An 11,298-nucleotide genomic window follows, 5' to 3' on the forward strand; every position below is an offset into this window, starting at 1 on the left:
CTCGGAGGAAGTTCGAAATGAAGCGTTATGCACTCGCGGCTGTCGCGGCGCTCTTTGTTGCCGGCACGCTGCACGCCCAGGCGGCGACGAAGCAGGACACGACCAAGAAGGCGAAGCCCGCCGCCGCGGCGACGGTGAAGCCCGCCGGTGCCCCGGCCGCGGCTGCGCCGGCCGACACGACCAAGAAGGCGCCGAAGAAGCGCGCCAGCACGCACAAGGCGGCCGCGAAGGACACGAGCAAGGCTGCGGCGGCCCCCGCGACGGCTCCGAAGAAGAAGTCGGCTCCGGCGAAGAAAGACACGACCGCCAAGAAGCCGTAACTCAGGCTGCTAGGCGGTGTCCGCAGGTGTTGCAGTATCGCGCCTCGAGCGCGACGACAGGTGCGCCACACGTGGCGCACCTGTCGTTTAGGTACCTGCCGCAGTTCGAGCAGTAGACCGCGTCGGATTCGGGGCGCGGCCCGCACGCCGGGCAGCCGGCCAGACGCTGGCGCTGCGTCAGCACGATCGCCTCGACCTCGGCGTCGGTCGGACGGATCGTGCGTCCAACGGTCTCGCCGCCCGGTCCCGCGGCCCGCATCGCCGCGATCGCGGACTTGGTGTACCGCGCCTTGAGCTCAGCATAGTCGGCGTCGGAGAGCTTGCCGGTCGCGCGGTCGAACTCGAGCTCGCGCAATGCGGCCACCGCGGACGACTCGTCGTTGTCGGCGGCGCGCGCTCGCTTGGCAACCGTCGGTACCGGCGCCGGGTTCCTGGTCCCGAAGAACACGGGATACAGCACGAACGCGAGCGCGCCAAGCGCGAGCAACGTCCCGACGACGAGCGCGACCACTACTCGCGGTCCCGCCGAATCGCCGCCTCGAGGCGCGCGAGCTCGTCGTCCGTCGCGTCGACCCCCTTCGCCGCGGGCCCGAGCGGCGCGGTCTTCGCCGACTGCGACCGCTTGAGGAACGCGAGGATGAACGCGCCCGCGGCCAGCACGGCGATTCCCGGCGAGACCCACGCGAGGATGTTGAAGCCCGATCGCGTCGGCGCCATCAGCACGCGCTCACCGTACGACGCCACGAACGCGTCGATGATCTCTTGCGCGCTGTAGCCGCCCTCGACGAGCCCCATCACGTCGCGGTGCATCGCGGGCGATACCTGGCACGTGAAGTCCGTCGTGCGACAGGTGAACACGTCGAGCGTGCAGCCGCCGCACTGACAATGCAGCTGGTGCTCGAGCGCGTCGCGCTGCGCGTTCGTGAGCTGCTTCACCGCGTTCGGCTTTGGTGGAAGCCGCACGGGCTTCACCGCCATGTCCATCACGCCGAAGTTGGTCGTGTCGCGCACGAGCGACGAATCGTGCGTCGCGCGAGGATTCTGCTGCTGCGCGACCGCGCGCGCCGCCACGACCATCGAACCGAACCCGGCTCCCGCGCCGGCGAGGAACGCGCGGCGCGAAACGCTCTTCGCCATCTCGTCGGTCATGTGCCGACCGGAACTCCGGCCGTCGCGGGCGGCATCACGGCCACGTACCCCGCCTGCGCGCGCCGGCGCTCGGCTTGCGGCCACATCACGATCAGGCCGCCGATCATCATCACGAATCCGCCGGTCCACACCCAGACGACGAGCGGGTTGAACGTGATGCGCAGCTCCGCGGTATTCGCGTCGCGAACGCCGGCCAGCGTGACGTAGGTGTCCAGCGCCGGCGTCGTGCGAATGCCAACGGCGGTGATCGGATTGAAGAGCGGATTTCCCTGGGCGTCGTGGTACGCGCGCTTCTCGCTTCGGATGACGCCGACCCGCTTCCCGTCGCGGTACGTGTCGAGTCCGACGCCGATCACCTGGGCGTCGCGCGGCTCCGACGTGGATACGCCCTGGCTCACGAAGCGCCACTTGTGACCATAGGGGTCGCTGGTCTCGTACGCCTCGCCGGTCTTCAGCGTGACGTCGTTCTCGCTCTTGAACGCGAGTCCGGCGAACGCCGCGAACAGCATCACGATGCCGGCGTGCACGATGTAGCCGCCGTATCGGCGCCGGTTCCGCGCGACGAGGTGATTGAACGCCGTGACCACCGATTCGCCGTGAATCGTTTGGCGCGCCCGCATTCCCTTGTAGAACTCCTGCACGATCGTGCCCATCACGAAACCGCACAGGATGTAGGCGACCAGCACGTTGGGCGCGCGCATTCCGAGCGCGAACAGCAAGGCGCCGGTGATCAGGCCGACCGAGGTCGGCGTCGCGAACTGCCGCTTGAGATTCGACACCGACGCCTTGCGCCACGCGATCAGCGGACCGATCCCCGTGAGCGCGAGCAGCAACAGACCAAGCGGTACGTTGACCGCGTTAAAGAACGGCGGGCCGACGGTGATCTTGTTCTGCGTCACCCACTCGGAGAGCACCGGGAAAACCGTTCCCCAAAAAATCGCGAATGCGATCCCGACGAGGAGCAGGTTGTTGTAGAGGAACGCCGCCTCGCGGCTGACCATGCTCTCGAGCTCGGCCTTGGCCTCCAGGTCGCGGAGTCGAGTCGCGACCAGATAGATCGTGACGCCCGCCGATAGCGCGAAGAACGTCAAGAACCACGGACCGACGGGCGACTGCGCGAACGAGTGCACGCTCTCGATCACGCCGCTTCGCGTCATGGTCGTGCCGAAAATCGCCAGCAAGAAACTCATCACGACCAGGACGACATTCCATTTGCGCAGCATGCCGCGCTTTTCCTGGATCATGATCGAATGCAGGAACGCCGTATTCGTGAGCCACGGCAGGAACGACGCGTTCTCGACAGGATCCCACGCCCAATATCCACCCCACCCGAGCTCGACGTACGCCCACCACATGCCGAGCACGATGCCGATGGTCAGGAAGAACCAGGACAGGAGCGTCCAGCGGCGGACGATGCCCAACCACTCCGCATCGAGCCGGCGCGAGAAGAGCGCCGCGATCGCGAAGGCGAATGGAATGGCCGTCGCCACGTACCCGAGGTAGAGGTTCGGGGGATGGATCGCCATTCCGGGGTTCTGCAGCTGCGGATTCATCCCGCGGCCGTCGAGCGGAATGAAATCGAGGCGCGTGAACGGGTTCGCCTTGAAGCAGGTCGTCGCGACGAAGAACAGGAGGATCGCCGAAATCGTCCCCGTCGCCCATGGGGTCAGCTCGGCGTTCCGGCGGCGGCTCGTCGCGATCGCGACCGTGCCGTACATCGATAGAATCAGCGACCAGAAAAGGAGCGACCCCGCCTGGCCGCTCCAGAACGCCGTGAAGATGTACACGCTCGGCATCGTGGAGCTGATGTGCCCCGCGACGTATTCACGTGAGAAGTCTTTCGTGAGCAGAGCAGTCCAGAGTCCGATCGACGCCAGCACGATCATCGCGAACGTCGCATACAGACCGCGGACGCCGCTGTCGGTGAGATCAGCGCGCCGCGTCGCACCACCGGCGAACGAGACAGTCGTCGACCACGCCGCCATGAGCAGCGCGACCCACAACGACAGCTCGCCGATCAGAATCACGCGCGTCCGGCCGTTTTCGGCTGGGCCGCCTTGTAACCCGGAGTCGCCCGATACTTCTCCGGCGCGTTCTCGTAGCGAGATGCGCACTTGGCGAGCAGCTCCGTCGCGTGGAAGGTGCCGTCGGTGCCCATCCTGCCGCCCACGACGACGTCCACGCTGTCGGTGAACGTGTCCGGCGCGATGCCGCGGTAGACGACGGGGATGGTCTGGCTGCCGTCGGTCACTCGGAACGCATACTCTTTCCCGCCCGCCGCGCGCTGCACGGATCCGGGAACGACGCGCGCCCCCACCTTCACGCCGACTTCGGTGAACGTGGGATCAGACTTGAGTTTGGCGGACAGCTCGGTGGGCGTCAGATAGTAAACGCCCGTCGAACGGATCGAGCTCGCCATCAGGTAGCCGGCGGTTCCGAGAACGATCGCGCCGCCGATCAGGAATTTCGTGCGTGGCTTCATCGTGAATGCATCGGTGCCGAGGCCTTCAATATAGTCGCCGGATCACGGCTTGGTTTGGTGCAGCAAGACGCCGGCCGCGGCCATGCCGAAGCCATCCCAGGTCAGGTCCTTGAAGCTCGGATCGCCGCCGGAATAGCGGTCGTAGACCTCCTTCCCGACGCTCACCCCCGCCGCGACGCCGATCGACGTATTCAGCGCCGGCGTCCGGTGCATCCCGGTAAGCCGCAGGGCGCTGAACGTTCCACTCTCGACGAAGGCCGCCATGAAGAAGTGCTTCACCTTGTCGGAACCGAACCAGCGGTCGGCCGCCCCGCCGGCCTGGTTCGGACCGCGATGCAGCGTGAACACTAGAAGCAAACCACGCATGACTCAGTCGCCTCCTCGTTTCCGATCCATGTCGTCGTGCGCCCACGCGATCGCCGTCCGCACCGCGCGCTCCCAACCGCCCACACGGTGATTCACTTCGGCCTGAGACATCCGAGGCGTGAAGATCGTGAAGCGCCGCGTCGCCAGAAACTCGTCGACGCCGTTCCAAACGCCGGCGGCGATCCCCGCCAAACCAGCGGCCCCGAGCGCAGTCGTCTCCACCATGTCCGGCCGCTCCACAGGAACGCCGAGCACGTCCGCCTGGAATTGCATCAACCAATCGTTCATCGTTGCGCCACCGTCCACGCGAAGCCGCGAGAAGTCGGCTGTTCCGCCGCTCGCATGATGCATCTCGGCCAGCACCTCCGCCGTGCTGTACGCCATTGCCTCGAGCGCGGCGCGTGCCAGGTGGGCGCGCGTCGTGCCGCGCGTGAGACCCACGATCGTGCCTCGTGCCTCGGACTCCCAGTGCGGCGCGCCGAGACCGGTCAGCGCCGGAACGAAGTACACGCCTTCCGTCGAGTCGACGGAACGCGCCAGCGTCTCCGTCTCGCGCGCGTCACGAATCACGCCGAGTCCGTCGCGCAGCCACTGAATCGCCGCTCCCGCGATGAAGATCGCCGCCTCGAGCGCGTACACCGGAAGGCCCCGCGCGTCGCAGGCGATCGTAGTGAGGAGACCACCGCGCCCGCCCTCCGGGCGCTCGGTTCCCGCGTTGAGCAGCAGAAAGGCGCCGGTGCCGTACGTGTTCTTGCCGCTGCCGCGCTCGGTGCAACCCTGGCCGAAGAGCGCGGCCTGTTGATCGCCCGCGACGCCAAGAATGGGCGCTTCGATTCCGAGTCCCTCGCGCGTGGCGAGACCAAAGTCGCCGGATGACGGTCGCACTTGCGGCAGCGCCTCTCTCGGCACACCGAAGATCGCGCACAAGTCGTCGTTCCACGCTCTCGAATCGATGTCGAACAGCATCGTCCGCGACGCGTTCGTCGGATCGGTCGCGTGAACGGCGCCTCCCGTCAGCCGCGAGATGAGCCAGCTGTCGATCGTGCCGACCGCCAAATCGCCAAGGCGATAGCGGTCGAGCAACCGCTCGTGATCGAGAAGCCACTCGATCTTCGTGGCCGAGAAGTAGGGGTCCGGCACCAGGCCCGTGTGCTGCATGATCCAGTCGGCGCGAGGGGCCAGCTCGCGGCATCGCGCCGCCGTGCGTCGGTCCTGCCACACGATGGCACGATGCACCGGACGCCCCGAGTCGCGCTCCCAGATCACGACCGTCTCGCGTTGGTTCGTGATGCCTATCGCATCGGGCCGAACCGCCGCCGCATCGACGGCGTCACGCGCCGCTGCTTGGACGCATTCGAGAATCTCGTTCGCGTCGTGCTCCACGAAACCAGCCGCCGGGAAATACTGCGGCACTTCGCGATAGCCGCGGCCGGCCACCTTGCCGTCCGCGCCGATGACAAGGCAAGTGACGCCCGTGGTGCCGGCGTCGATCGCGAGCACGTGCTTCACGGAGCGCTCAGAGAGAAATCGTACGGCGGCCGGTGGACCCCGCGGTCGCTGACGATGGCCGAGATGAGCTCCGCTGGCGTGACGTCGAAGGCCGGGTTGTAGACGGGCACGTTCACCGGTGCCGTTTGCGCGCCCAAAACGCGGCGCAGCTCGTCGGCCGATCGTTGCTCGATGAGAATCTCGTCGCCGCGCGGAGTCATCGGATCGAACGTGCTGCTCGGCGCCGCGACGTAGAATGGCACGGAATGGCGGCAGGCGGCGATCGCCAGCGGATATGTTCCTACCTTGTTCGCGACGTCGCCGTTCGTCGCGATGCGATCCGCCCCGACGATGCAGAGGTCCACCTCGCCGTCGCGCAGCAGCGAGGCCGCCGCACCGTCGGCGAGCACCGTGACGGGAACGCCCGCGCGCTGAAGCTCCCACGCCGTGAGACGGCTGCCTTGGAGCAGCGGGCGCGTCTCGTCGGCGTAGACTTCGATGCGCTTCCCGGACTCGACCGCGACGTACACCGCGGCGAGCGCCGTCCCGATTCCGCCGGTCGCGAGCGCGCCTGTGTTGCAGTGCGTGAGCACGCGTGCACCGTCCGCCATGAGCGTCGCGCCGTGTTCGCCGATGCGCCGGCACATGGCGCGGTCCTCGTCGAGGATCTTGGTCGCTTCGTCACGGAGGGTGTCACGCATCGCTGCACCGTCGTCGCGGTGGCGCAGACCAGCCTGCATCACACGGTCGAGCGCCCGCGCCAGGTTCACCGCCGTTGGCCGCGTTCCTCGAAGCCGCCCGTCGGCGTCGGCGAGAACCAGCCCGACGTCACCACGCGCCCCGGCCGGAATGGACATCGCCAGCCCCATCGCCGCGGCGATGCCGATCGCGGGCGCACCCCGAACCGCGAGCGTATTGATCGCCTCGCACACCTCGTCGACCGACCGCAGCACGCGATACACTTCGCGTTCCGGAAGAAGGCGCTGGTCGAGGATGCGAACACCGTCGCCATCGTCCGCCCACGTCACGGCCTCGATCGGTTGCATGGTCCAAAAACGTAGGTTCGCCGTGCGGCCGGCGTAACCGGTTTCCTTTAGATTCCGCGCCATGTCTTACGAGACGATCACGCTCAACGTCGCGGACCGGATCGCGATGGTCACCGTCAACCGGCCGGACAAACTCAACGCGCTGAACAACAAAGTCATCTCCGAGCTGGGCGACGCGATCGATGCGCTGCGCGGCGATCGTGACGTGGGCGGGATCGTTCTCACCGGGGCCGGCCGCGCGTTCGTCGCCGGAGCGGACATCTCGGAGCTCGAGCAGGTCGCCGGCGGCTCGGCCGAGGCACTGGCGAAGCGCGGCCAGTCCGTATTCAACCGTTTCGAGACGTCGCCGAAGCCGACCATCGCCGCCGTGAATGGTTTCGCCCTCGGCGGCGGCTGCGAGCTCGCCATGGCGTGTCACGTTCGCATCGCGTCGGAGAACGCGAAATTCGGACAGCCCGAGGTGAAGCTCGGCCTCATCCCGGGGTATGGCGGCACGCAGCGTCTTCCGCGCCTCGTCGGCAAAGGCCGCGCGCTACAACTGCTGCTCACCGGCGAGATGATCGACGCGCAGGAAGCGCTTCGCATTGGTCTCGTGAACCGTGTGGTCGCCGCGGACGAGCTGCTCCCGGCCGCGAACGCGATGATGCGGGCGATGCTGACCAATGCGCCGCTCGCGCTCGCGGCGTGCGTGAACGTAGTCAACGACGGCGCGGACTCTTCGCTCGATGCCGCGCTCGCGCTCGAGGCGTCGGCATTCGGGGAACTGGGCGTGACGGACGACAAGCGCGAGGGGACGCGCGCGTTCCTCGAGAAGCGGGCCGCGAAGTTCAGCGGCGCGTGAACGCCGAGCGGGGGGGGGCGGCTCGACTCGCACGCCTCGTCGTTCGCGATTTCAGAAATCTCGCGCATGTCGAGCTGGCCCCGCCGAGTGCGGGTTGGGTCGTGGTGGGCGAGAACGGCCAGGGAAAGACGAATCTCCTCGAGGCGATTCACTACTTGCAGCTGTTGCGATCGTCGCGCGGCGCTCGCGACGCGGATGTGGTGCGCTTCGGCGCCGACGCGTTTCACATCGCGGCGCACGTCGACACGGACGGCAGCTGTCACGAGGTCTCGGTGGGCTTCGAGCGCGCCGGCCACCGAAAGCGTGCGCGTCTCGACGGCGCCGTGCCCGAGCGGTTGAGCGATGCACTCGGCGCGCTTCCGTCGGTCATGTTCGCGCCGGACGACGTTTCGCTGGTCACCGGCTCCCCCGCCGAGCGACGCCGTTTTCTCGACGTGATGCTGGCGGTCACGAATCATTCGTATCTGGTCGCGCTGCAGCAGTACCGCGCGGCCCTCCTGCGCCGAAACGCCGCGTTGCGCTCGGCGATGCTGACCGGCGGGAGAGACGCCGACGCCATTGGCGTGTGGGAGCCGGCCCTCGCCGAATACGGCGCGGCCCTGTGGCGCCAGCGACGGTCGTGGGTGGCGTCGATGGAGGACCGGCTCGAGGAGGTTTGTCGGGAAATCGGCGAGGGAGGCCGGGTTCGGATGCGCTACGCGAGCGCGCTCGCGGCGGCGGATGATCCGCGCTTCGCGCTGGCTCGCGCGCTCGAGGAAAAGCGGGCGTCGGATCTGCGGCGAGGACTCACGCACGTGGGCCCGCATCGCGACGATCTGGTCGTCACGCTCGAGGGGCGAGATCTCCGCGTGTTCGGATCGGCGGGACAACAGCGCACGGCGGCGATCGCGCTGCGCATGCTCGAAGCGGCCACGGTGACGGAACGGCGAGGATTCGCGCCGATGTTCCTGCTCGACGACCCGTTCGCCGAGTTGGACGCCCGCCGGTCGGCCCGAATTCTGTCGTTGTTGGAGCGCGAAGGCATGGGCGGGGCTGGAGGGGGTGCGGGTGGCCAAACCGTGCTCGCGGTGCCGCGCGACAGCGACATTCCGGCTGAGCTCACGCGCCTCGAGCGCTTTCGGATCGCGGGCGGCGTATTGACGCATACGGGCGCCGCGTGAGAAGGTGAGCTCATGAGCAATCGGGGCGGCGGGCGCGGCGGGCGCGGCGGGCGCGGCGCGGGCAGCGGCGACGGAAAGAAAAAGCGCCCGGAAACGGTCGGGTCCATCATCGCCGGCGTGCTCGGCCAACGAGGGCTGGCCGATCGCGTGAAGCAGGCGGCGATCATTCCGGAATGGGCGTCGTTGGTCGGAGCCCAGATCGCAAAGGTGACGACGCCGGAGTCGATCACGGTGAATGGAACGCTCTTCGTGCGAGTGACGACAAACGCGTGGATGAACGAGTTGTCGATGCTCGAGCCGGAGCTGTTGCGGTCGCTGAACGCGAACCGGGATCGGCCGCCGGTGCGCCGGATTCGCTGGATGCTGGGTCCGGTTGACAAGGCCCGATAACGCGTTGCGAATCAAAAGGTTGGCTGGCTCGAAGCCCGTTGCGCCGATGGCCGATCGCAGCTATTTTTTACAGGTTGGGCTCGGGCCGATCTTCGGTATTTGTACGGGGCGCTTTTTCCAGGGGAATCATGGGCACAAGAGGCGAGATCGATTCGGCCGGCGCGAAGTACGACGCGGGCCAAATCCAAGTACTCAAAGGTCTCGACGCGGTGCGGAAGCGCCCCGGCATGTACATCGGCTCGACGTCGGAGCGCGGGCTGCACCATCTCGTCTACGAGGTCGTCGACAACTCGATCGACGAAGCGCTCGTCGGATACGCGGACGACATCCGCGTCGCGATTCACGCTGACAACTCGATCACGGTCGAGGACAACGGCCGGGGCATTCCCGTCGATGTCCATCCGACGGAGAAAATCCCTGGACTCGAGCTGGCGATGACGGTGCTGCACGCCGGCGGCAAGTTCGACAAGAACACGTACAAGGTGTCGGGCGGTCTTCACGGCGTCGGGGTATCCGTCGTCAACGCGCTGTCGGAAAACGTGAAAGTGTGGGTGAAGCGCGCCGGCAAAGAGCACTACATGGACTTCGCCCGCGGCAAGACGACGACCAAGCTCAAGGCGCTGCGCGACGTGCCGAAGAACGAGACGGGCACCAAGACCTGGTTCAAGCCCGACGCGCAGATCTTCACGGATCTCATCTACCGCTACGACACGCTGGCGATGCGTCTTCGCGAGCTGTCGTTCCTCAACAAGGGCGTGATGATCACGCTCACGGACGAGCGTCCGGGACAGGAGAAGGCCGACACCTTCCACGCCAAGGGCGGGCTCAAGGAGTTCGTGCAGCACCTCAACGCGCAGCGCAGGGCGTTGCACCAGGAAGTGATCTATGTCGAGACGACGCGCGACGACGTCGGCATCGAGCTGGCCATGCAGTACAACGACGGCTACAACGAGAACGTCTTCTCCTTCGTCAACAACATCAACACGCACGAAGGGGGCACGCACCTGACCGGCTTCAAGGCGGCGCTCACGCGCGTGATCAACAACTACGCGCAGAAAGGCAACTTCCTGAAGAAGGCGGACTTCACGCTCTCCGGCGACGACGTGCGTGAAGGCCTCACGGCCGTCCTCTCGGTCAAGGTGCGCGAACCGCAGTTCGAGGGGCAGACGAAGACGAAGCTCGGCAACTCCGAAGTCGAGTCGGCGGTCAAGACGCTCGTCAACGAGTGGCTCGCGGCCTACCTCGACGAGCATCCGCGCACGGCGAACATCGTCGTCGAGAAAGCGGTGTCGGCGGCGCGCGCGCGTGAAGCGGCCCGCAAGGCGCGCGACCTCACGCGGCGCAAGTCGGCGCTCGACGTCGGCAACCTTCCCGGCAAGCTGGCCGACTGCTCGCTCACCGATCCCGCGCTCTGCGAGCTCTATCTCGTCGAGGGCGACTCGGCCGGCGGCTCGGCCAAGCAGGGCCGCAAGCGCGAGTTCCAGGCGATCCTGCCGCTGCGCGGCAAGATCATCAACGTCGAGAAGGCGCGCATCGACAAGGTCCTGTCGAACGAGGAAATCCGCACGATCATCACGGCGATCGGCAGCGGCATCAAGGAGGAGTTCGAGCTCGACAACGCGCGCTATCACAAGATCATCATCATGACGGATGCCGACGTCGACGGCGCGCACATTCGCACGCTGCTGCTGACGTTCTTCTTCCGCCAAATGCCGGAACTGATCGAGGCCGGGTACGTCTACATCGCCCAGCCGCCGCTCTACCGCGTCGCCAAGGGGAAGGAAGAGTACTACGCGTACGACGAGCAGGAGCGCGAGGAGATCTCGACGCGCCTCGGCAACGGCGACGGTAAGTCGAACCTCAACGTCCAGCGTTACAAGGGCCTCGGCGAGATGAACCCGGATCAGCTGTGGAACACGACGATGGATCCGGAGCGCCGCACGCTGCTCAAGGTGTCGGTCGACGAAGCCACGATCGCGTCGCAGCTGTTCGAGACGCTGATGGGCGACGAGGTCGAGCCGCGTCGCATCTTCATCGAGAACAACGCGCAGTTCGT

At 66.8% G+C, this 11,298-nt stretch carries 12 protein-coding genes; 5 read left to right on the plus strand and 7 right to left on the minus strand.

Annotated elements, in window-relative coordinates:
* Positions 1 to 17: 17 nt before the first annotated feature.
* A complete protein-coding gene (locus VGQ44_20535) occupies positions 18 to 320 on the plus strand; it encodes a hypothetical protein (protein HEV8449224.1) in 303 nt (100 codons plus the stop codon).
* Between the two features lies 1 nt (position 321).
* On the opposite strand, the gene VGQ44_20540 is transcribed toward VGQ44_20535, so the two are convergent.
* Genes VGQ44_20540 through mtnA form a run of 7 tightly spaced genes read right to left on the minus strand, consistent with a single transcriptional unit; the run spans position 322 to position 6,851 of the window.
* A complete protein-coding gene (locus VGQ44_20540; protein HEV8449225.1) occupies positions 322 to 831 on the minus strand; it encodes a zinc ribbon domain-containing protein in 510 nt (169 codons plus the stop codon).
* The gene (locus VGQ44_20545) at positions 831 to 1,469 is read right to left on the minus strand and encodes a cytochrome c-type biogenesis protein CcmH (GenBank protein ID HEV8449226.1); all 639 of its coding nucleotides are present in this window, start codon (positions 1,467 to 1,469) and stop codon (positions 831 to 833) included. The genes VGQ44_20540 and VGQ44_20545 overlap by 1 nt, the downstream gene beginning before the upstream one ends.
* On the minus strand, positions 1,466 to 3,496 hold the full coding sequence (locus tag VGQ44_20550; GenBank protein ID HEV8449227.1) for a heme lyase CcmF/NrfE family subunit: 2,031 nt from the start codon (positions 3,494 to 3,496) through the stop codon (positions 1,466 to 1,468). The genes VGQ44_20545 and VGQ44_20550 overlap by 4 nt, the downstream gene beginning before the upstream one ends.
* Positions 3,493 to 3,951, minus strand: a complete 459-nt coding sequence (locus VGQ44_20555) for a cytochrome c maturation protein CcmE (protein HEV8449228.1) — start codon at positions 3,949 to 3,951, stop codon at positions 3,493 to 3,495. Before VGQ44_20555 ends, VGQ44_20550 begins: the two co-directional genes overlap by 4 nt.
* A 42-nt stretch (positions 3,952 to 3,993) precedes the next feature.
* The gene (locus VGQ44_20560; GenBank protein HEV8449229.1) at positions 3,994 to 4,317 is read right to left on the minus strand and encodes a hypothetical protein; all 324 of its coding nucleotides are present in this window, start codon (positions 4,315 to 4,317) and stop codon (positions 3,994 to 3,996) included.
* 3 nt (positions 4,318 to 4,320) lie between these two features.
* Positions 4,321 to 5,826 (minus strand): glycerol kinase GlpK, encoded by a 1,506-nt coding sequence (gene glpK, locus VGQ44_20565; GenBank protein ID HEV8449230.1) that lies wholly within the window; start codon positions 5,824 to 5,826, stop codon positions 4,321 to 4,323.
* Positions 5,823 to 6,851: an S-methyl-5-thioribose-1-phosphate isomerase gene (gene mtnA / locus VGQ44_20570; GenBank protein ID HEV8449231.1), complete on the minus strand. Its 1,029-nt coding sequence runs from the start codon at positions 6,849 to 6,851 to the stop codon at positions 5,823 to 5,825. Before mtnA ends, glpK begins: the two co-directional genes overlap by 4 nt.
* Positions 6,852 to 6,912: 61 nt before the next feature.
* On the opposite strand from mtnA, the gene VGQ44_20575 reads away from it, so the two are divergent.
* From VGQ44_20575 to gyrB, 4 genes are all read left to right on the plus strand, one after another.
* Positions 6,913 to 7,692 (plus strand): enoyl-CoA hydratase-related protein, encoded by a 780-nt coding sequence (locus VGQ44_20575; GenBank protein ID HEV8449232.1) that lies wholly within the window; start codon positions 6,913 to 6,915, stop codon positions 7,690 to 7,692.
* Entirely contained in the window at positions 7,689 to 8,852 is a 1,164-nt protein-coding gene (recF, locus tag VGQ44_20580) for a DNA replication and repair protein RecF (protein ID HEV8449233.1), read from the plus strand. The genes VGQ44_20575 and recF overlap by 4 nt, the downstream gene beginning before the upstream one ends.
* A gap of 12 nt (positions 8,853 to 8,864) precedes the next feature.
* Entirely contained in the window at positions 8,865 to 9,242 is a 378-nt protein-coding gene (locus tag VGQ44_20585) for a DUF721 domain-containing protein (GenBank protein HEV8449234.1), read from the plus strand.
* A 128-nt stretch (positions 9,243 to 9,370) separates the two neighbouring features.
* Positions 9,371 to 11,298: DNA topoisomerase (ATP-hydrolyzing) subunit B (gene gyrB, locus VGQ44_20590; GenBank protein HEV8449235.1), on the plus strand; the 1,928-nt coding region annotated here is incomplete at its 3' end.

Source organism: Gemmatimonadaceae bacterium (assembly GCA_036003045.1).
GTDB lineage: Bacteria > Gemmatimonadota > Gemmatimonadetes > Gemmatimonadales > Gemmatimonadaceae > JAQBQB01.